19 protein-coding genes and 2 riboswitches are annotated in these 21,872 nt (G+C 54.6%); of the genes, 14 read left to right on the top strand and 5 right to left on the bottom strand.

Annotation, left to right across the window (positions count from 1 at the left end; genetic code table 11):
* Position 1: 1 nt before the first annotated feature.
* From H522_RS19510 to H522_RS0113765, 6 genes are all read left to right on the top strand, one after another.
* The gene (locus H522_RS19510; RefSeq protein ID WP_051344284.1) at positions 2–1,153 is read left to right on the top strand and encodes a GntR family transcriptional regulator; all 1,152 of its coding nucleotides are present in this window, start codon (positions 2–4) and stop codon (positions 1,151–1,153) included.
* 115 nt (positions 1,154–1,268) lie between these two features.
* Positions 1,269–2,780, top strand: coding sequence for an arabinosylfuranosidase ArfA (gene arfA, locus H522_RS0113785; protein ID WP_035454047.1), 1,512 nt, complete (start codon positions 1,269–1,271; stop codon positions 2,778–2,780).
* 518 nt (positions 2,781–3,298) lie between these two features.
* On the top strand, positions 3,299–4,561 hold the full coding sequence (locus H522_RS0113780; RefSeq protein WP_026962778.1) for a sugar ABC transporter substrate-binding protein: 1,263 nt from the start codon (positions 3,299–3,301) through the stop codon (positions 4,559–4,561).
* Between the two features lie 88 nt (positions 4,562–4,649).
* Positions 4,650–5,603: a carbohydrate ABC transporter permease gene (locus H522_RS0113775; RefSeq protein ID WP_051344283.1), complete on the top strand. Its 954-nt coding sequence runs from the start codon at positions 4,650–4,652 to the stop codon at positions 5,601–5,603.
* A 5-nt stretch (positions 5,604–5,608) separates the two neighbouring features.
* Positions 5,609–6,421, top strand: a complete 813-nt coding sequence (locus tag H522_RS0113770) for a carbohydrate ABC transporter permease (RefSeq protein WP_026962776.1) — start codon at positions 5,609–5,611, stop codon at positions 6,419–6,421.
* A gap of 47 nt (positions 6,422–6,468) precedes the next feature.
* Complete coding sequence (locus H522_RS0113765; RefSeq protein ID WP_026962775.1) at positions 6,469–8,406, top strand: glycoside hydrolase family 127 protein; 1,938 nt, start codon at positions 6,469–6,471, stop codon at positions 8,404–8,406.
* A gap of 280 nt (positions 8,407–8,686) precedes the next feature.
* Here H522_RS0113765 and H522_RS0113760 read toward each other — a convergent pair whose 3' ends face one another.
* The 5 genes from H522_RS0113760 to H522_RS0113740 form a co-directional block, all read right to left on the bottom strand.
* Positions 8,687–9,109 (bottom strand): hypothetical protein, encoded by a 423-nt coding sequence (locus tag H522_RS0113760; protein ID WP_026962774.1) that lies wholly within the window; start codon positions 9,107–9,109, stop codon positions 8,687–8,689.
* A 217-nt stretch (positions 9,110–9,326) separates the two neighbouring features.
* Complete coding sequence (locus tag H522_RS0113755) at positions 9,327–10,148, bottom strand: Dam family site-specific DNA-(adenine-N6)-methyltransferase (protein ID WP_026962773.1); 822 nt, start codon at positions 10,146–10,148, stop codon at positions 9,327–9,329.
* A 57-nt stretch (positions 10,149–10,205) separates the two neighbouring features.
* Positions 10,206–10,568 (bottom strand): fluoride efflux transporter CrcB, encoded by a 363-nt coding sequence (gene crcB / locus H522_RS19505; RefSeq protein WP_035454041.1) that lies wholly within the window; start codon positions 10,566–10,568, stop codon positions 10,206–10,208.
* Positions 10,565–10,975, bottom strand: a complete 411-nt coding sequence (locus H522_RS0113745; RefSeq protein ID WP_026962772.1) for a fluoride efflux transporter FluC — start codon at positions 10,973–10,975, stop codon at positions 10,565–10,567. The genes crcB and H522_RS0113745 overlap by 4 nt, the downstream gene beginning before the upstream one ends.
* Before the next feature lie 55 nt (positions 10,976–11,030).
* Positions 11,031–11,093: riboswitch (Fluoride riboswitch) on the bottom strand.
* Positions 11,094–11,166: 73 nt separating this feature from the next.
* A riboswitch (Fluoride riboswitch) is annotated at positions 11,167–11,227 on the bottom strand.
* A 115-nt stretch (positions 11,228–11,342) separates the two neighbouring features.
* Positions 11,343–11,990 carry a cation diffusion facilitator family transporter gene (locus H522_RS0113740; protein ID WP_026962771.1) on the bottom strand — a complete coding sequence of 216 codons (648 nt, stop codon included), beginning with the start codon at positions 11,988–11,990 and terminating at the stop codon, positions 11,343–11,345.
* Positions 11,991–12,317: 327 nt separating this feature from the next.
* Here H522_RS0113740 and cas6 point away from each other — a divergent pair, with 327 nt between their 5' ends.
* The 8 genes from cas6 (at position 12,318) to cas2 (ending at position 21,437) form a co-directional block, all read left to right on the top strand.
* Positions 12,318–13,118, top strand: a complete 801-nt coding sequence (cas6, locus tag H522_RS19500; protein WP_051344282.1) for a CRISPR-associated endoribonuclease Cas6 — start codon at positions 12,318–12,320, stop codon at positions 13,116–13,118.
* A complete protein-coding gene (locus H522_RS0113730) occupies positions 13,108–15,216 on the top strand; it encodes a TM1802 family CRISPR-associated protein (protein ID WP_026962770.1) in 2,109 nt (702 codons plus the stop codon). The genes cas6 and H522_RS0113730 overlap by 11 nt, the downstream gene beginning before the upstream one ends.
* A 108-nt stretch (positions 15,217–15,324) precedes the next feature.
* A complete protein-coding gene (locus tag H522_RS0113725; RefSeq protein ID WP_026962769.1) occupies positions 15,325–16,284 on the top strand; it encodes a CRISPR-associated protein in 960 nt (319 codons plus the stop codon).
* 10 nt (positions 16,285–16,294) lie between these two features.
* Positions 16,295–17,020: a CRISPR-associated protein Cas5 gene (cas5, locus tag H522_RS0113720; protein WP_026962768.1), complete on the top strand. Its 726-nt coding sequence runs from the start codon at positions 16,295–16,297 to the stop codon at positions 17,018–17,020.
* Positions 17,014–19,530 carry a CRISPR-associated endonuclease Cas3'' gene (locus tag H522_RS0113715; RefSeq protein ID WP_026962767.1) on the top strand — a complete coding sequence of 839 codons (2,517 nt, stop codon included), beginning with the start codon at positions 17,014–17,016 and terminating at the stop codon, positions 19,528–19,530. Before cas5 ends, H522_RS0113715 begins: the two co-directional genes overlap by 7 nt.
* A 48-nt stretch (positions 19,531–19,578) precedes the next feature.
* Positions 19,579–20,082, top strand: coding sequence for a CRISPR-associated protein Cas4 (gene cas4 / locus H522_RS0113710; protein WP_026962766.1), 504 nt, complete (start codon positions 19,579–19,581; stop codon positions 20,080–20,082).
* Positions 20,083–20,111: 29 nt separating this feature from the next.
* Complete coding sequence (gene cas1b, locus H522_RS0113705; RefSeq protein WP_026962765.1) at positions 20,112–21,107, top strand: type I-B CRISPR-associated endonuclease Cas1b; 996 nt, start codon at positions 20,112–20,114, stop codon at positions 21,105–21,107.
* A 66-nt stretch (positions 21,108–21,173) separates the two neighbouring features.
* Complete coding sequence (gene cas2, locus H522_RS0113700) at positions 21,174–21,437, top strand: CRISPR-associated endonuclease Cas2 (RefSeq protein WP_026962764.1); 264 nt, start codon at positions 21,174–21,176, stop codon at positions 21,435–21,437.
* The last annotated feature ends 435 nt before the right edge of the window (positions 21,438–21,872 follow it).

Below are 21,872 nucleotides of genomic sequence, written 5' to 3'. Positions count from 1 at the left end.
TGTGGAGAACAACAAGAAGACATCGAAGCATCTGCAGGTGAGCGACACCATACGTGAGTGGATACAGGATGGGCGCTTTCAGCCTGGAGACCAACTGCCCACGGAAATCGAGCTGGCTGAGGAGTTTCAGGTAAGCCGCCACACCATTCGCCAGGCGATATCATCCCTGACCGCCGCCGGCTTGGTGACCCGCGTCCAGGGGCGTGGTACGTTTGTCGCGCAGCCGCATGTCTCTCGCGACACACAGCCCACGCGGATGATTGGCGTACTCACAACCTACATCAACGATTACATTTTCCCTCATATCATTCGCGGGATTGAACAGGAGTTGAGCCAGGCCGGCTATTCGGTCCTGCTGTTCAGCACTTCAAATGATTTCTCGCGGGAACGCGACGCCCTGCGCCGCATTTTGGATACTCAGGTGGACGGATTGATTGTCGAGCCCACCAAGAGCGCGCTCGCCAATCCCAACCTGGACTTGTACCTACAAATCTTGGAGCGAAACATCCCGATGGTCATGCTCCACGCTTCGTATCTCGAACTGTGTACACCTACCATCCGCATTGACGATGTCGGGGCGGCTCAGGAGCTAACCACACACCTGTTGGACCTCGGCCACCGCCGCATTGGTGGCTTATTCAAGTCGGACGACATTCAGGGCAAATTCCGCATGCGGGGCTTTCTGAAGGCGCTGAAAGCCAAAGGGGTACTACCGACGTCGCGGTTTATTAGTATGTATGAAACAGAAACCCGCCGCGACGTTCTTGAGAGTTTTGTGCAGCGTATCCTATCTACTTCGCCGGAATCCCGTCCAGAAGCGTTAGTATGTTACAACGATGAAATTGCTTTTGAGCTACTCGCCGCACTCGTTCGGCACGGAATCCGAGTACCAGAAGATATATCCCTCGTCGGCTTTGACGATGCTCCTTTAGCCAGCATGGCGGAGGTTCCTTTAACGACTATGACGCATCCGAAGACGGAAATGGGTTATACTGCTGCCCGGTTTATGTTAGAGGCGCTGCAGCATGCCAATTCCATGGACCGTGGTGCGGGTGATTATGTATTAGAGTCGCAACTGGTCAAACGTACATCAACGAGAAAAGTTAATGGGGAGAGTAGTCTTCCAGTTGGAACTGGGACGTCTCAGGGATAGTTCTCTAGATAGCGCCCTTCGTCTCTGTCCTCGACACATGTAAACGGTTTCTATAGAATGAATTATAAATCTCTTCAGTAATTCAAACTTCAGTAATTGAAAAGGAGTGGGTAGTGTGGTCAAATGCAAGGCGACGATTACCCTCGATTCCCATTACAAACTGGCCGACGTCGACCCACGCATTTATGGCTCGTTCATCGAGCACCTTGGTCGTGCCGTCTATGGTGGTATCTATGAGCCCGGACACCCGACCGCCAACGAGCAAGGGTTCCGTCAGGACGTGGCCGACCTGGTACGCGAGCTGAAGGTTCCGATTGTCCGTTACCCCGGTGGGAATTTTGTGTCTGGATACAACTGGGAGGACGGCGTGGGTCCGGTGGAACAGCGTCCGGCGCGGCTCGATCTCGCCTGGCGTTCCACGGAACCGAACCGGGTGGGTACGAACGAGTTTGTTGACTGGGCGCGTCTGGTGAATACGGAAGTCATGATGGCCGTCAACCTGGGAACGCGTGGCATCGATGCCGCCCGCAACCTCGTCGAGTATTGTAATCACCCGTCCGGATCGTATTGGAGTGATTTGCGCATCGCCCACGGCTATCGCAACCCGCATAACATCAGGGTCTGGTGCCTGGGTAACGAGATGGATGGTCCGTGGCAGATTGGCCACAAGACGGCGGACGAGTATGGCCGTCTGGCTGTCGAGACGGCGAAGGCGATGAAGTTGGTCGACCCCAATTTGGAACTGGTGGCCTGCGGCAGCTCCAACCGGCACATGGCCACCTTCCCCGAGTGGGAACGCATTGTCCTCGACCACACCTATGAGCACGTGGACTACATCTCTATGCATACGTACTATGGCAACCGCGACGGGGACACCCTGAACTTCCTGGCCCAGTCGCTGGACATGGACGAGTTCATCAAGACGGTGGTCGCCACCTGCGATTACATCAAGGCGAAGAAGCGTAGCAAGAAGACGATGTATCTCTCCTTTGACGAGTGGAACGTGTGGTTCCACTCGAACGAGGCGGATAAGCAGATTACCCCGTGGACGGTGGCGCCGCCGCTGTTGGAGGACATCTACACGATGGAGGATGCCCTGTTGGTGGGTGCTATGCTCATCACTCTGCTCAAGCACGCCGACCGGGTGAAGATGGCCTGCCTCGCGCAGTTGGTCAACGTCATCGCCCCCATCATGACGGAGAATGGCGGTGCGGCATGGAAACAGACGATTTTCTATCCATACCTGCACGCCTCGGTGTACGGCCGGGGAACGGTCCTGCACACGCTGGTGGACAGCCCTAAGTACGACAGCAAGGACTTCACGGATGTGCCATACGTGGATGCGGTAGCGGTCTGGAATCCGGAGCAGGATGAGGTCACGTTGTTTGCGGTGAACCGTAACCTCGAAGAGTCGCTTCCACTAGAGTGTCGTCTGGGCAGCTTTGCAGGCTACCGGGTGGCCGAGCACCTGGTATTGCGCCACGACGATTTGAAGGCGACGAACACCAGTGACAATCCGAACAACGTAGTGCCCACCAAGTCGCAGCAGACGGTGCAGGACGGTGAGACCCTCCAGGCCGAACTGCAGGCGGCCTCGTGGAACGTGATTCGGTTGGTGAAGTGGTAAGCGTTCCCATTAGAAAACCATATTCGGTCTTGCACCAGTCGGCCCATGGCGATTCAAGCAATAGGACGTCATGGGCATTGTTGTGACTAATATTCGGGAAAATGCAGCTAAATATCATGGCGCTGTTGGACGGTTCAATCCATCTCTACGAATAAACCTGATGGTACACATCAATGTACGAACCATGATCGAATGAAAAATATATTTGTCCGTACAAAATGATTGACTCTTAGCTATGTACCGGCTATTATCAATGTAAGCGTACCACAATCGGTGATTGGGCTACTTTTCACCTCACATTACCTACATTCCAGGTAGCGTCATATGTTCGTACAAATATGGAGGTGGGACCGATAATTGCTAACCAATCTTCTGTTGGTCTAATCGAGTTTAACGGAAGGTAACGTTTAAGCGGTGCTTCTCCGTCGATACCCAAATAAGTTTGTAGGCTGGAAGCTTTAGGAAAGCGATTTCGCAAACGTTTTACTTAACGACGACCTGAATGGGGGCAAGTGTACATGCAAAAGATGCGTCGTTTGTCTGCACTGATGTTAGCTGCTGGTGTCCCAATTGCCTTGGCTGGGTGCGGCGGGACCAACTCCGGGACGAATGCCACGCAAGATACGTCCGGCTCGAGCAAAGTTGTGAAAATCACTGAGATGGATTATTTCACGGACAGTAAGGGTTCCAAAGGGATGGACAATCTCATCAAAGAATTTGAGAAGACCCATCCGAACATTAAGATTGAACGGAATCCAGTTCCGTATGAGCAATTGCTGCCGAAATCGCTGCAGGAAGCCACCACGCATACGCTGCCGACGATCTTGGTTACAGACAACTTGAACATCCCGACCATGGTGTCTGCGGGAGCAATCATACCGTTTTCTAGGGTCGGGAGTGTTGACAAGTCCCAATACTTGAGTGGACCTCTGTCGACGGTAACTTACAATGGCGAATTGTACGGCCTACCGCTGGGAACCAACGACCTTGCCTTGTTCTATAACAAGTCCCTGTTTGCCAAAGCGCACGTATCACCGCCGAAGACTTGGGACGAACTGTTGAAAGTTGCCCAAAAGCTCAAGTCCTCGTCAACGTACGGCCTGGCTTTTTCAGCTCCAAAGGACGAACAGGCGACATGGCAATTCGCTCCATTTCTGTGGACGAACGGCGGCAACTACGCCCACTTTGATTCACCACAGGCCGTTCAGGCGCTCCAGCTCTGGACGAACCTTGTGAAAACAGGCGGAGCGTCCAAGTCGGTCGTCAACTTCAGTCAAACCGAGGTTTATAACGAGTTCGCAGCTGGTCGGGCAGCCATGATGGTGATGGGGCCGTGGGAAATTCCGCCGTTGAAACAAACCAAGATCGACTACGGCGTGGTTCCGCTCCCGACACCCAAGGCAGGACAGACGCCCATCAGCCCAATCGGTGGTGAAGACTGGACTATCACCTCAAACGCTACACCGGAACAGCAGAAAGCTGCTTGGACGTTCATCCAGTGGACTCAGCAGAAAGAAACGTTGTTAAAGTTTGACGAAGCGATGGGTTATATCCCAGCTCGGAAATCGGCGTTGACTGAATTTGAGCAGGAAAATAAAGACTATGCCGTGTTTGCCAAGCAGCTGGAATCGTCCAAAGCCTTAACGAGCGGCTTGCGCGATAAGCTGCCAAATGTCACGGACGCTGTGACGACGGCCATTCAGCAAGCGTTGACCGGTGAACAGACACCAGCACAGGCAGCTAAGCAGGCTGAGACGCAGATCAAGTCGATACTCGGCTAATTAAACCCCTGCCGGAGGATCACCCGGGCAAGGCTGCGGGTGATCCCTGGATAACGATTGAATTCTACTGCTAAAAGAAGGTGACCCGATGTCCACATTGCGATACGGGGGCGCGGCGTCGACGAGTGAGGTTCGGACTGCGGATCGGACACGAGCACGGAAGATAAGAAGAAACACTGGAATACGTCTCTTGTTCTTGCTTCCGGCTGTTGTCTATCTGCTTGGCATCTTTCTCGTGCCGGTCATTTACAACCTCGTGATGAGCTTTAAGAATTACACTGCAGCTTCGATTAACGGAGATGCGCCCTTTATCGGGTTTCAAAACTATGTTCAGCTCTTTCATATGCCTGTGATGGGCAAAACGCTCATTAACACGATTGAGTTCGTTGTCGGCTCCATCGTCTTTCAGTCGATCATTGGTATGGCATTAGCCCTACTGTTCAATCGAAAGTTTCCATTGAGCCGCCTCTTGCGCACGCTCATGTTGATTCCGTGGTTGTTACCACTCATCGTGTCTGGAACCGCCTTTAAATGGATCTTCGATCAAAACCATGGGGTGCTGAACGCAGTACTAATGCACCTGCACATCATACATTCTCCGTTAGGCTGGCTTGTGTCGCCGAATCTGGCGTTGATATCGGTGATCATCACCAACATTTGGGTTGGCATTCCCTTTAATATGGTGCTCTACCACAGCGGTTTGCAAAACATCCCGGAAGAGCTCTATGAAGCAGCAGCTCTCGACGGGTGTAATAAATGGCAACAGTTTTGGCGCATCACGATTCCATCCTTGAAATCGGTCATCGCGATTGTCCTCATGCTGGGGCTGATTTACACGTTGAAGGTGTTTGACGTGATTATGGTGTTGACGGGCGGCGGTCCTGCGAATGCGTCTCAGATTCTGTCTACCTGGTCGTATGACCTCTCCTTCCAGAACATGCAGTTTGGTCAGGGTGCTGCCGTCGGGAACATCATGATAGCCATTTCCTTGATTTTCTGCTTTATCTACATGCGGGCCACGCGCCAGTCGGAGGTGAACTGAGGTTGATGAAGAAAAAGATTCACCTGACCATTCTGGCTCTGTTGGTGACTGCGGTCATGTTGTTCCCTCTCTATTGGACGATTATTTCGTCCTTAGAGACCAATGAACAGATTTTCCATGACCCGCCGTATTTCTTCCCGCCAACGCCGAAATTCCTTACTTATGCGCACGTGTTTACGACACAGTTGCCGCATCTCCTGACGAGCTTAATCGTTGCCGGGGGAACAACCCTGCTCTCTCTTTTCGTCGCAGCACCGGCGGCTTACGCGATTACCCACTTTCGTCTGCGTGGAGCAAGCATCTTGATTGTCGGCTTGTTGATTTCGCAGATGATCCCGGGTGTCTCGCTGGCCAACGCGCTCTTTATTCTGTTCAACAAGGTTGGTTTGTTGAACAACTACTTCGGTCTCATCCTGGCCGATTGCTCGTTCTGTATTCCGTTCAATATCCTGATTCTCCGGGCCTTTATGGAATCCATTCCAAAGGATATCTCGGAAGCGGCTTTGGTGGACGGGGCAGGCGAGATACGTACCTTTGCCAACGTAATTCTGCCCATCAGTAAATCTGCGTTAATCACCGCAGGCCTGTTTGCGTTCCTGTTTGGGTGGGGTGACTTCTTGTTCGCAGTCACGATGATGACGGAAAACTCCATCCAACCGATTACCGTAAGCCTATACTCGTATATCAGTCAGTACAGTCAATCTTGGAACGAGATGATGGCCGCCGCCGTCTTGGCCTCGATTCCGGCAGCGTTCCTACTCTTGGTTTCGCAGCGTTACATTACTGCAGGCATGACCAGTGGTTCCGTAAAGGGCTAACGATTGCAAACTAGTTGACCTTGGATTCTTGGCCAGGAGGCGAAAACATGACAGACGTGAAGACCCACACCCCCGTTTCCGTCCGCATTCACGATCCGTTCTGGTCCCCCAAGCAAAAGCTTGTTCGGGATGTCGTGATTCCGTATCAGTGGCAAGCCCTCAATGACCAGGTGCCGGGCGTGGAACCCAGCCACACTATCGAGAACTTCCGTATCGTCGCCGGCGAGGCGGAGGGCGAGTATTACGGGATGGTGTTCCAGGACAGCGACTTGTACAAGTGGCTGGAGGCGGTTGGCCATACGCTGGCTAACGAGCGGGACCAGGAGCTGGAACGCAAAGCGGACGAGGTCATCGATCTGCTCGCCCGGGCGCAGCAACCGGACGGCTACCTGAACACGCACTATACCCTAACCAAGCCCGACAAGCGGTGGACCAATTTGCGCGATGACCACGAGCTGTACTGCGCGGGTCACCTTATTGAGGCGGCGGTAGCGTACTACGAGGCGACGGGGAAACGTGCGCTGCTCGATATTGCCTGCCGGTTTGCCGATTACATCCATCAAGTGTTCGGCCATGGGCCAGGACAGATTCCTGGCTACCCAGGCCACGAGGAAATCGAGCTGGCGCTGGTCAAGCTGTACCGCACCACCGGTGAGAAGAAGTACCTGGACCTGGCCCTGTATTTTGTCGAGGAACGCGGCCAGCAGCCGCACTATTTCCAAATCGAGGCGGAAAAGCGGGGCGAGACAGAGCCGTTTCGTTTTGGATTCGAGTACTCGCAATCACACCTGCCCATCCGAGAGCAGACAGAAGCCATCGGCCACGCGGTGCGGGCGATGTACTTCTACACGGCGGTGGCGGACGTGGCTATGGAGACGGGGGATGAATCGCTGCTAGCGGCCTGCCGCCGGCTCTGGCAGAGCGTTGTACAGAAGAAGCTGTATGTGACAGGGGGCATCGGATCGTCCGCGGATAACGGAGAGGCGTTCACGAAGGATTACGACCTCCCGAACGACACGGCCTACACCGAGACGTGCGCGGCCATCGGGTTGGTGTTCTTTGCCCAGCGCATGCTCCAGGCCGATCCACGGCGCGAGTACGCTGATGTGATGGAACGGGCGCTGTTCAACGGCGTCCTATCCGGCATGTCCCTGGACGGCCGGCGCTATTTCTACGTCAACCCGCTCGAGGTTTGGCCCGCGGCCTGCGACTACCGTGCGGATATGCACAGCGTCAAGCGCGAGCGGCAGGGCTGGTTTGGGTGCGCCTGCTGTCCGCCCAACATCGCTCGTCTTATCGCTTCTTTGGGGCAGTACGTCTATACCACCGACGCCGCGAAGGACACCCTGTATGCCCATTTATACATCGGATCGACCGTGACCGCGGAGCTAGCCGGACAATCGGTGACCGTGAAACAGGAGTCGGAGCTGCCGTGGCAGGGGCGTGTTCGCTTCACCATCCAAATGGACGATCCGGCCGCGTTCACGCTGGCGCTACGTCTGCCGGGGTGGTGTGCGAATCCGGCGGTACGTGTAAACGGAGAAGTGGTGGACCTGGCGACTACCATGCGGGACGGCTACGCGCATCTGAGCCGGACTTGGACGCCGGGCGACGTGGTAGAACTGGAGTTGCCCATGCAGCCCCTGCGCATCTTTCCGCATCCGGAGCTGCGTGAAGACGCCGGCCGGGTGGCGCTACAGTACGGGCCCATCGTGTATTGCCTGGAGGAGGCGGACAACGGCGCAAACCTGCGCGACATCACGCTACCGCGGGGGTCGGAGGTCACCGCAGAGTACCAGCCGGATCTTCTCGGCGGTGTGGTCACCCTGAAGGCGGTGGGTTATCGCAGTGACGCTCCGGCGACGGATGCCCTGTACTCGTATGCGCCTACGGGGCGGATTCAGACGCAACTGCGCGCTATCCCGTATTACGCTTGGGCCAACCGCGAGCCCGGCGAGATGACGGTCTGGATTCGCGAAGCGTAGTTCGAACGGTATGGTACGATACGGCGCCTTCACTAGGAAATAGCCCCATACGAATCAGCCCCGCCGCGAAATGTGGTGGGGTTTTCTTGCCAAGAAGTTCGGCAGTGTACCCGATGAAGTTGAATGCGTGTCTGGTTTGACGGTTACAAATTGAGGGCGAAATTAGATTCCATGCCTGCTGGGGCAGGCCACCATCAGCAAGATAAAAATGCACGCATGTGGCTATTTTTACGATAGAAGAACGTAAAAGGTGGGTAGAGTTGCGAGTACAAGTTGACGGTTACGCCCGTTCGCTCTTTTCGTCTAGGGCACGTTCGATGTCGAAGATCCGAGCTTTCATGTAGGTTTGTTCCGACTTCAGTCCCCTAATCTGGCGTCGTAAGTCCGTGAATCCCGCTTCCATTCGGTTATCCATGTCCTGTAGGCGCTTGTCTACGTGCTGAAGAATGTCACGAGCGAACCTTGCAAGCATGTCTTCGATGCGTTTGTTCTGTTTTGCGAACATCTCGTCGATGCGTTTGTCCTGCTTCGCAAACATTTCGTTCATACGCTCGTTTTGTTTTGCGAACATCTCGTCGATACGTTCGTCCTGCTTCGTAAACATCTCGTTCATACGCTCGTCTTGCTTCGCGAACATTTCGTTCATACGCTCGTCTTGTTTCGCGAACGCTTGGTCAAGGTATTGCCTCGTTGCTTCGTCCATCCCGTTCCCCCCTCCAAGTATGTACAGTCTACCACAAAAAAGAACGCCACGGTGACGCTATTCATGCTGATGCAGTAGAGAAACTACACTCGGCTTTGAAAAATTGCTAAAGAGTTTTGTGAGCAGGTGGAGGTGTTTCTCATACGTCTGTGTTCCCACAGGGGCATGAGACGCGAGGGAGCCTTTCGATTCTGGAACAACCACCTGTTCGTTTCTTCTACATTATCTCTCGGGAGGCGGAACCAAACAAAGCCAACACTTCTGTGACCATGCCCCGGTTTGCGCCGTCGCAGCTGATGGTGCGGCGTACGGGGAAGTGCTCGACTTCGGCAGCCGCATACGCGGCGGTCGTGAATTCGGTCGCGTGATTGGAGATGAGAACCGGGATACCACGCTCACCGAGTTGGGTGGCCAAGCGCGCCAAGTCAGCCTGATCATGGGTTGTGAACCCGTCGGCGGCGTAGTCTGTGAAATTAGATGTCGCCGAGAGCGGAACGTAGGGCGGATCGCAATAGATGACGTCTCCGACGACGGCTTCTTCCATTACCTGCCGGAAATCAGCGCATTGCAGGGTGGCCATCTGCAGCTTCTGAGAAAAAAACTTCATCTCCTGCTCGGGGAAATAGGGTCGCTTGTAGCGGCCGAATGGAACGTTAAATCCCCCACTCGAGTTATACCTGCACAGCCCGTTGTATCCATGCCGGTTCAGGTAGACAAACAGGGCAGACTTGCGCCACGGGTCTTGAGTTTCGTTAAACTCGGATCGTAGTTCGTAGTAGCGCTCAGGGGTGTTGTTCGCATCGGTGAACAGTTTTTTGCAATAGGATATGAAGTCCTGTCCATGCTGTTTCAGAGTTGCGTAGACCTGAATGAGGTCCGGATTGATATCGGCCAACACATATTCCTCAAAGTCTGTGTTTAGGAACACGGCTCCCGAGCCCACAAACGGCTCTATGAGTCGTTTTCCTTGCGGCAGACGTGCACGTATCCGTTCAACAATCCGGTGTTTTCCACCGGCCCACTTCAGAAATGGCTTCATCGAGAACTCCTTGTCCTTCGGTATCTTAGATTACAGTGTATCATGGAGGCGAGACGTTCAGCTAACTGAAGCTGTCCAGCTGAGTAGACACCCGAGACCGAGCGAACTGAACACGTATACAGCCGCCAACCGCTTGTTCAGACGCATCAAGCGAAGGGTCTCCACAGATAGGGTGGAAAAGGTCGTGAATCCGCCGCAGAAGCCTGTGCCGAGGAACACCCACCAGTTAAGGTCCTGTTGGCCCGGCCTCAACTCTCGAAAAAAGAGACCCAGCAACAAGGCGCCTGTCACATTGATGACCCAAGTCCCCCATGGAAAGTCGGAGCGGGCAACTTTGGCAATCCGCTGCCCAATGCTATATCGGAGTACGGATCCCACCGTCGCCCCGGCGCAGACAACTACCCCGGTCGTCAGGGTCATGGATACACCTCCCCGGTCTCGGTTGGTTCGGAGACAGCTTTAGCTCCAAACAACCAGTCTGCCAACCGCTCACCGACGAACGCACAAAGGATCCCGCCCGAAATGGTGGCCGCCATGTAGATTACGGTCAACGCGAGACTCGTATGAAAGAGTTGAATGATATCCATCGAAAACGTGGAGAACGTCGTGAAGGCTCCGATGAACCCCACGCCAATTCCGAGCTTCAGCCATTCTTTGAGCTCTTTCTTGTCTGCCATCACGAGGAAAAAACCGAGCGCCAATGAGCCACTCACATTGATGAGCAGCGTGGATAGAGGAAAGCCATTCGATGTTTGGATGACATTCTCCAGGACTAGACGACTTAGACCTCCAATCGCCCCAAAGACGGCAATGGCCAGGATGTTCATCTGTGTTCTCTCCCTTCCTGGAAAAATCAAAAAGGCTCCTACGGACAGACAAACTCCATCCGTAGGAGCCATTAGCCTTCACAGGCGGTTGATGGTGAGCTCCATCACCCCATACACAGTTACAGTATATGGGCTAGTGCCGCACACATGCACAGTTATGTGAAAATCAAAAAGGCTCCTGTGAACATCTGCCATTCACAGGAGCCATCATCCTCGTCGGATTTTGCGGTGAGCTCCATCACCGATGATTCCGTTTGGTTTCAGTATATGACTCATCCGACGATGAGTGACGGCGTTTGACCCGTCGCATCATGGCGGCGCGTTTCCGATGGAGTGAGGCGCGTGGAGTGAGGGCGTGGTCATTGATTCAATCGTGACCGCATCCGCACCCACACGCATCCTCTTTGCCCCGCGCCTCCTGAATGGCTTCCCATCCCTCTTTAACGACAAAGTAGACCAACGCCAGTGCGGCGATGGAATCAATCCACCACCAACCGAACAAAGCGGTCAAGACGACACCGAGGAGAACGGTCCAAGCCATGTAGGCACAGACAATGCTGCAAGATCCATCTGCTCGCAGCGCTTTGCTGCCAATTTCACGCCCGATGCGTTTTTTAGCCCATGACAAATACGGCATGAGGATACCCGAGACGATGGCCAAGCCAATGCCCAAGTAGCTGGATTCAGCCCCTTGATGGGTCCAAAGTTTGTCAACCGACGCAATGAGGATGTATATCGCCAGCAACAGCAAGGCGATTCCGACTACCCAAGATGACGCCTTCTCCGCCCGTTCCACCCGTTCGAGGCTGGCTCCGCCTGCCTCAAGGGTCAGTCGCCATAACAAGACCGCCCCGGCAATCAGCTCGATAATGCTGTCCACTCCGAAGGCCACCAGAGCCAAGGAATGGGCAAGGAGTCCAGCGCCGATAGCAACACCGGCTTCGATAATCATCCAAAGGATGGACAGTGCTTCAATAGTCACGCCCTTTTTGACAGACGCAGCATGAGAAAGCATGTCCGTGTTCTCCCTTCACTGGATACGGGTAATTCTAGTATACGTCAACCGAGAAGAAGGCCAATATCCTCTCCATATATACGCGTCGAGTGGAAAATCGGGGCGGTGGTGGCGGTTGCTCCCTGGTCGATTTTGGACGAACATGTGTTCGGTGACGCGCTCTGTCACCCTCCCGCCTTAATCTTTTATCGCAAGGGACATGACGCTAAGTTTTGGTATGATTGTAGCGTCTATGGAATTGGACGCCAATGTGCAATTTCTCAGTGGGATTGACCAGCATTCGGGCTCAACAACGAAAAAGGGCAAACGGAAGGTGGGTGAACGTGTGTGCGCTTACAGCTGACGCTGCGTCCGTTGGGATGTGACGAATTCACCGTGCCGCTCCGGTATAACGAATTCGTCCAAGCCGCCGTCTACCGTATGCTTCCGGAGGATTTTTCGACGTTTCTGCATGACACCGGTTACACGTTGTTGAAACGGTCCTTTCGTTTCTTCACGTTTTCGCGCTTGTTGGGCAAATATGAAATCCTGCGGAACGAGGGACGGATTCGCTTTCACGGGCCGGTTCGGCTGGTCATCCTCTCTCCTCTTCAAGAAATCGTCGAAGCCATTCATCAGCAACTGGTTCGCGATGGGACATTGCGCATCGGCAGCGAGGTGCTGGAATTGACAGACGTGATGTCAACGCCAAACACGGTGACTGAGTCGCGTCTGACGGTTCGCACGTTATCGCCCGTGACCGCTTATTCGACGATGCTGCGTCCGGATGGGCGCAAGTACACGGTGTATTTCCATCCACGTGAGTCCGCATTTGCGGAGGCTATACAGGAGAACATGCGCAAAAAGTCGAGGATTGCGCGAGACCTCTTAGGCATGCCTATAGATATTCCGGAACAGTCGTTTCCGTTTGAAGTGTCGCCGGTCGGCCGTATGCAAAAGTCCGTTGTTACTTACAAAGGCATCAGTGTGCAGGGCTTTTCCGGCCGGTTTGAACTTAGCGGGTCGCCGTCGTTACTATCGCTGGCGCTCGAACTTGGAATCGGAAGTAAAAACAGCCAAGGTTTCGGTTGTATCGAGCGGGTGACCGCGACGGCCGATGTGGAAGGTAGGGAGAAGCGTGCTTATTGAACAGCTCATCCGCTTAGGGAAGCCATTTGTGGAAGGGGGGCTGACACCCGCACAGATTCTCGATCAGGTCTCCGATGTCGGGGAACCCGAGGCGAAGGGATTCCTCCAGCGGGTTCTGGTGGCAGAGATTGATGCCGATGGTGGTGCGCTTGCGGTTGGTCGCAGCGAGTGGGTGTTTCGGCGTTCGGAGGCGCGGGGAAAAAAGACTGTTGAGGTTCTAGAACCGGACATGGAGAAGGCCCGAACCGCGCCGTTTGTGATTCCGTCAGGGGGAAATCCCGTGGTTCCGCAGGGACGATACGGGATTCCCGCATACCTGTTCTACGACAAAAACGTGCAGGGGTTTCAAAAGTCGACCGACAATGTGGCTCGCTATTTACAAGGACGTATCGAGCGGACCAGCTACTTTGTGCAAGAATCTGCGCCCCCCATCGACACCGTCGTCCTTGCACAGCGCATCTATGAATTCTTCCAGACCAAAGGGTTTGACGATGGAGGTAAGTGCAATGGCCTTCTCGTTCTTGCCTGGGTGAGTCCAGAGGGACTCTATCGCTATGAACCGGCCGGATATATGCCGCGACCCGGAGTCGAAGGGATCTTGCGAGCGAGTGAACTGCATCCAGACAAAGTGATTGTCGCGAATCTGGAGCGGATCGCCGATTTGTTTTGGGAGTCGAAGATTGCTGAAGGGGAAGAGAAAGGGAGACGCAGTGGCCCGGACGCGGTCTGTTCCGTGTGCAACGCGCGCGGCGAGGTCCTCTCCGCCTACTCGAAGGCATGGAACTGGTTCACCACAACGTGGGTGGCTCCGCTTCCGGCGGGCGTCGATGATGCGAATCTGGTGGATGGGGTGGCGTTATGCCCGAGCTGCTACCGCGCGCTGACCTATGGAAGCCGCCTGTTTGACCGATTGACGCAGCGGTTGCCGGTTTCCTTGGCGCGTGAGGTGTTCGTTCCCGCGTTGAACGCAAAGGCGCTCAATCAACGGCGACGCGCGGGAGGAGACAAGTTACCAACGGTGTATGGTGGGGTTTTGGCGCTTCCCTTTCTGGATGATGTCCTCGCCAACGAGAGGAGCCGCAGCGCTTTTGTCCGCAAATTATCACGCATGGCGTCCGGTTCTGCCTACGCGGGGGAGAGGGGGCGAGACCTGCACCTCAAAACGATTACGGGATTGGAAATGTGGTTGCCAGACTTGGACGAGACCCAACCTTATGGGCTTACCATCCTCTATTACTCAGGCGAGCCGAGTCGAGCTGACATTCATCTGCGCGGTGTTATCGATGACGTCATGCCGAGTGTGGCCGCAGCGGTGGATGAGTTGGCGCACGAGACGTATGCCGAGAGTGAGGTGTGGCGGGAGCAGTTGCTAGGGGAGGACAATGTCGACCGCCTGCGCCACGTGCTTCTATCGCTTCCGGCTCTGTTGGCGCGGGCGTACGGGCCTTCGCACATTTGGACGACGCTGACTGCGGTCTTGCATGGGGAACCCTTGAGTCGGCAAACGTTCGTGCGTTTGGTCGCGCACCGGCTGCGGGATTTGACGGCTCGTTACAGGCAACACCTCGGCGATCTGCGCGAGGAGATCCTGTTTTTTCTCTACTTTGATCTATTTCTTTCACGGTATATGGAACAAGTGGTCAAGAGGGGAGAGATACGAACCATGAGGCATTGGGAGTCGTTGATGGCGGTATTGAAAGCGGCCAGGCAAACCCCACCCACACTTGAAGACCATGAGGAACTGGGGTTTGCCGCAGGTTACTTGATGCGCGAGTTTGGTAGGCGGTATTACGCGCGGTTGGAAAAAGATTTTCTGGAGACTCGTGTGATTACGTTTGGGAATCAGATTACGCCGGACGTTGTGTTGAAACACGGTCTGTTGCAGCTAAAACCGCAGGCGGCTCGGCACCGCATCGGCGTGTGGGACCTCGAGGGGTTGCTGGGGACGGTGATGGCGGGATTCTTGCAATTTCGAGACGAACTGAGCAAACGCCCGGACGAGTTCTTGACGGCGTTTTGGGCGGGATACTGCCTGCATCGTCCGGAAAAGGCGCAGGAGGGCAAGGAGGGGGAGCTGAAGACGGGGGAAGAAGGGTAATTGGCTTGGCCTTGGCGGCCGGACTCCACCCATTTGTTCGATACGGTTTTGGAAATGTGGGCGGTTTTCTGGTGTATATGGACAAGACGACCTTAGGGGGTAGCTACAATGGGGGTTCGCAGCAGCGAGTTGTTGTTTATCAAGAGTGTGAAGGACGGCATTCCCAATCGCGATCCGCTGAACGAAAGTGATGCCCGTCGGCTGTTTGACGAGGAGGATGGTCGCATTTCTCTGTCCGACGTCAGTATCAAGCGTGATGTCCGGGACTATGTGTTGGCTCGATACCCGGATGGGGGTCCTGAGAAAGACCGTTTTATCTTTGTCCGTGAAGAGAAGACAGAGGACGGCAAGTTGCTGGGGCGGGGGAGTCTGGCTACCCGCATCCAAGAGGCGTCCGGGCGCAGCGGTGCCATGGAAGTGGTGTTAAAGCAAAGTGCCTTTGATGTTCGGGTATTCGGGGCGGTGTTCAGCGTTTCGAAAAAATCCTTTCAAGTAACGGGGCCCGTGCAGTTTGGTTGGGCGCACTCCTTGCATCCTGTTGAAACACGTTATGTCCAGGGCACGGTTGTGATGCCGAGCGCCGATGTGACCAAGAAAAACGACAGCGACGAGTCCGAGGGCAAGCAGCAGGGGACCATTTGGACGACCTACACTTTGCCATTCGCTGTGTTTTTGATGCCGGGCGTCATCAACGCCCAGCTGGCTGAGCAGACGGGCATGTCGGAAGCCGATACGGATTTGCTCCTGGAGGGGCTTTGGAAAGGTACCCAGCATCGGCAGGCTCGCGGGCGTGGGCTGCAGCAGCCGCTATTCCTGCTCCACGTCGAGTACAGCGATGCCTTTTTCCGCATCGGGTATCTGGATGAATATGTACGCCTACTCCCCGAGCGTGAGGCTTGGCGTTCGCCTCATCCCCCGACTTCACTACAGGAAGTTACGCTGGACGTCACGCAGCTGGGCGAGGTGCTGGACACGTATCAGGATCGAATTGCCCGTGTACGCCTGTGGGTGCATCCGTCTTTGGCTTTACGCGGAGAACTGCCGGCAGAAACATGTCCGTTGTGGTGAGGCATCGGCGATGAATGTGCTTGTCTTCGATTTACGAGGAAGCATGGCGCACTTTCGCAGACCGGATACAACCGCGACGCACGCGTCTTATCCGTTTATCCCGCGCACGGCGCTGCGCGGCTTGCTGGCGGCCATTCTCGGTCTTGAGATGTTTGAGGGAGAAGCATGGGCGGGCATTGAGCTGCTGGCTCCCGTACAAACGTCCGTACAGGAAGTGTCGATGCTTGGAAAAGGATACCTGACGAGCGGCCCAGCGATGAATCGTCCGACCGCCATCGAACTTGTGGTAAATCCTGCCTATCGAATCTACTACCATGGGGCATGGCAGAGTGAACTGGCGCGCCGGATTCGCGAGGGATTCAGTCACTATCATACCTATCTCGGTAGTGCCTACTGCCTCACCAAGCCGACGTACGTGGGTGAGTGGGACTTGTCCGAGTTCACGCCCCATCCGGACGAAGTGTACGTGGCACGTACCGTGGTGCCCACGCATGCCATTGCCCGGCTCGCGCTTGATACACCGATGCAGCATGTGGGGGTAGCCCGGCCCGTAAAGCACTACGGCCGTATCGGCGGTGTACATTATGAGTACTTAGGGGAACGCAAGTTTCGTGGTTCGATTCACCTAATTTACGAAAAGCAGGCAGGATCTATCGTGTTTACGCCCACCAAAGGCCCGTTGTCACCGCCCTTGCGTTTTGTGCAACTCGAAGACGAGGTGGTCTGTTTGTGGTAATTCCGTTTGACGAATGCATCGCACGTCCACCGATGGGAGCTCTGACATTTCCGCTGGTAACACACCTTGATCATGTCGCTGAAGGGATGGGGAGGTTAGATGGGGCCCCCCTCGAGCGGCTTTCGTACCTGGCCGGGTGGTTGCACGACATCGGCAAAGCTCATGCGAAGTGGCAATGGTATATCCGGGAGCCCGGTGGGCGCAAGGGGCCCCCACACGCGGTCTACGGAGCCGTTCTGTTTGCCTATGTGGCTGAGCATCTGATGAAGATATGGCAGCCAGGGCCGGATGATGAACCGGCATGGATGGCGCACATTCAGTGGCTGTGTCGGGACATCATGGATCATCATGGACGACTCCGGAACCTTACGGGGGATGAGCCTCCTTGGTCTGGGCGTACCCTTCAGTGGCGCGCGATGGATTTGGCATCCGTCCGAAGCGGGCTGGCTGGGAAATTCCCCGAGCTAGCATCCCTTTCTTTCAAAGCTGCGGATCTCGATCAATGGGCAGCGCGCTGTCGCAGAACTTGGTATCGGTGGTACGACACGTGGGCCGAAGAATATGAGGCCCAACGCTATTCCCGTCAGCCGGCCGAATGGGCCGTGGATTGCTTACGCCTGAACACCTCCGCGCTCATCCGTGCGGATCGCTTCGACGCGGCTGGACTTCAGCCACGTGTGCTGACACAAACGGAAATTGATGCAGCATTGGACCACCTGGTTGCGCATGTCGAACAGACCATCCGCGTGCGCGCGGAGACGAACGTTCAGCGCCTGCGCGCCGAGATTGCCCGTGAAGCCCTCAGGCGGTATCAGGCATCGAACGATGCTTCCGTGTATGTGTTGAAAGTGCCTACAGGATACGGAAAGACATTGACTGGCCTACGTGTGGCTCTAGAGATAGCGCGGCATCGACGGTGTGAGCGCATTGTGTATGTCGCGCCCTACCTGTCTTTATTGTCCCAGTCCGCGCAGGTGATTGCAGAGGCCACAGGCCTGGATGTGATGGTCCATCACGGATTATCATTGGCAGACGTGTTCTCGGATGCGGAGACCGAGACGAGCCCGCATGGCGCCGCGAGGGTCCCTGACAGGAATGTGGCCGAACCGGATACTGCTCGCCATCGTCCTGGTGCAGAGGAGGACACACCTCCTGGGAAATTCGGTGATGAGCATGTCTTGCTTCTTTTAGAGTCCTGGCAGGCCCCGGTCGTTGTAACCACGTTCAATCAGTTTTTCCGCGCCTTGTTTCCTGCTCGGGCGCAGGATACCCTGCGACTGCCCGCGCTGAGAAAATCCGTTGTGTTTATCGATGAACCGCAGATTATCGATCACGCCGTATGGGCTCCATTTCTCGCGCTTTTGCAGGCGGTGACGAAGAAGATGGGGGCTGTGTGCCTGTTCTCCACGGCGACGTTACCCCCTTTACAGCCCGGAGTGGATGTTCGTCCCGTGCATTTGGAGCCACCGGATATGAACTATCCGCAACGCTATCGTCTCGTGTATGAGGCGCAGACATGGAGCGAGCTGGATGTCACAGAGGTGCTTTTTTCTCGGGAAAGAAACACGCGTTCGCTCGCGGTGATGATGAATACCATCGGGGACGCGATAGTTGTTTTGGAGTCGCTCCAGGAAGCCCTCGCTGGGTTTCCGAATAAGCCCCGCCTGTTCGTGTTGCACGGGCTGATGACGCCTCTTCACAAGCGCGTCCGGATTGCCCAGATTCGTGACGCGCTCGACCATGGGGAACGCGTCTGGATAGTGACCACCCAAGCGCTGGAGGCGGGCGTAGACCTGAGCTTTGACGTCGTCTACCGCGCCCTCCCTATTTTTCCATCCGTCGTTCAGGCGGCGGGACGTGTCAATCGTCACGGGGAGAGCCGAGACCCTGGACGGATACACGTGTTTCGTTTTGTCCGTGGGGGCAAGCAGGATACGCGGCCCTATGTCTATCGAGACGCGATAGTCAGGGAAGAGACCGATGCGAGTATGGCGTTAGTGGCCGATGGCACCGAATCCGCTTTGTACCGCGAAATTGATGATTTTTTCGCCCGCGTATTACGCAGACGAGATGGACAGGCCGCCTTGGAACTGCTGCGAAGGGCGGCTCAAGGGGAATGGAGTCAGGTTGCCGGATGGGCGCCGTTCACCGACGATGGGTGGAGGATACCGGTATTTGTCCCATGGGGCGACGACGTTTGGATGTCTGGGTTCGATGGGCGCGTACAATGGCTCATGGAAAGGTTTTCTTTCGGCTCTGCGGCGGACATCTATGAACGTTACAAAGATTTCGCCTGGATGCGAGGACTCACGATGGTTGAGCGAAAGCGGTTTTTAGGCCTGTTGCAACAATTTATTGTCGATGTACCCCCACGACTTGCACATGCCATCACAGCAAATTTTGTCGATGAAATCGCCATCAAACGCGTGGCAGACATCGAGGCTTACGACGAGCAGACTGGGTTTGGGCGAGCGGCGATACACGGAGCGACGGACTTGTTTTTCGCATAAATGTGTCCGAACTCGGTGGAATATGGTGGGTTCCGTGGAGGTGAACCGATGGAAGACGGTCTACGCATTGGGGGCACGCTCGTCTGGTATTACACCATTTGTCCACGGGAAGCTTGGCTCATGGCACACCAAATTACGCCCGACGAGGACGATGAGCAACTCGTTATCGGTCGGGTCTTGCATGAAATGCGGCAAGCCCGCGGCGCCAAAGAGGTAGAGATTGGGGCATCGAAGGTCGACCTGCTACGCACGGAGGGTGGCGCCTTGATTGTCACAGAGGTCAAAAAGAGTGCGAAAGCCAGCCAGAGTGCCCGCATGCAAATGCTTTATTACCTTCTGGAATTGAAGGAGCGGGGAATCGAAGCCATGGGGGAACTGGTTTTCTCCGAAGAGCGACGTAAGGAGGCCGTCGTGCTTACGCCAGAGGAGGAGTTGCGGCTCAAAGCACTCATCCAGGAGTTGCGCGGGGCGCTCAGTCAACCCATTCCACCGGCACCCGAACGGATTTCGTATTGTCGCAGATGCGCATATGCAGAGTATTGCTGGGCGTGACTTTCCGTAGACCAACGAGGGGATGGACCATGTCTCGAAGTGTGTACTTATTTTCAGATGGGTGTTTGCGCCGTAAAGATAACACGCTTGTGTTTGAAGGCGCCGAGGGGAACCGGTATCTCCCTGTACAAAATATTCAAGAAATATACTTGTTTGGGAATGTAGAACTCACCAAAAATCTTCTCGAATTTTGTTCCCAGAAGGAAATCCTTCTGCACTTTTTTAACTCGGAGTACGACTACTATATGGGAACGTTTTATCCACGAGAGCACTTCAACGCAGGCTATGTGACAATCAAACAGGCCGAAAGCTATCTCCATCCAGATAAACGGATGGACCTGGCGCGTCGTTTTGTCGAAGGTGCAGCAAAGAACATGTTGGCGGTTCTACGTTACTATCACAACCGAGGCAAAGATGTTGCTGAACGCATGGAGCTGATTGAATCTCTTTTGGACCGCGTCGGAGCGACTTCAAAAGTTCCACAATTGATGGCTCTCGAAGGGAATATCCGAGAACATTATTATCAAGCGTTCGATGCGATTCTGGAAGACGAGAATTTCACATTCGAGCGTCGTACACGGAGGCCGCCGCGCAATGAGTTGAATACACTCATTAGCTTTGGGAACGCCGTTTTATATTCGACGGTTCTTCGCGAGACCTACAAAACCCATTTAGACCCTCGCATTGGGTATCTCCATACCACGAATTTCCGTAGATTCAGTCTGAATTTGGACGTCGCGGAAATATTCAAGCCGATTCTTGTTGATCGGGTCATTTTCACCGTGATTGGAAAGCGCATGATTGCGAAACGTGATTTTGAGACGAAACTTCAAGGTATCATGCTCAAGGACAGTGGTCGCAAGACATGGCTGACCGAGTGGGCTAAGCGTCTGGACACGACGATTCGTCACCGTAGCGTCGGACGGGAAGTTTCCTATCGAACGCTAATTCGCATGGAACTTTACAAGATAGAGAAGCATGTCGTTGAAGGAATTGAGTATCGGCCCTTTGTCTCGCAATGGTGACGCACAACACCGACACGGGAATCCATACCATGCTACGGTCCGCAATTGCGCAGGTGATGTCTAATAATGTTTGTCATACTGGTGTATGACATTGGGGAACGTCGTGTTACGAAGGTCTTAAAGAAGTGCCGCGAGTATTTAACCTGGGTTCAAAACTCCGTGTTTGAAGGCGAAATCACCCGAGCTAACCTGTATCGGTTACAACGCGAGCTCGATCGGATTATTGACGATGAGGAGGATTCTGTCATTTTCTACATTCTGCGTACGACCCGATATTCGGAGCGGATTATCCTCGGACGCGAAAAAGGCGGATTCGATGAGATCCTTTAAGGTTCAACTGTTCAATGTGGACACTTCCCCTTCATAAGAGGGGGTTTGTGCCTGAGACCTTTCCTCGACGGTAACTCGACGTGTCGTCGATCTCCCTAACTACAAAAAGGCCGGGGGATCGACGACATTTTTTCGTCAAAACCGGGATTCAACTTGCGGCAAAAATCCCGTTTTTGTACGTTTGTATGTGGAAGGTTTGACATACGTCTGCTTTTGGTATAGAAGTAGATAAAGGATATTTCGCGGTTTTGCGCCCAAAATGGGTTTGTAGGGTACCTATGAGGATTGGAAACTGAAAAACTTTGACGCCCTGGTCCTCCGGGTGACGCTGAGTTTGTAGGGTACCTATGAGGATTGGAAACCCCCTGCCCCTTTGATCCTTTTGCGGGTGTCTCGCCGGGTTTGTAGGGTACCTATGAGGATTGGAAACCGATG

The sequence above is a fragment of the Alicyclobacillus herbarius DSM 13609 genome, assembly GCF_000430585.1.
GTDB lineage: Bacteria > Bacillota > Bacilli > Alicyclobacillales > Alicyclobacillaceae > Alicyclobacillus_G > Alicyclobacillus_G herbarius.
The sequence above is the reverse complement of the archived record's forward strand: the minus strand, read 5'-3'. Positions and strand labels throughout refer to the sequence as shown.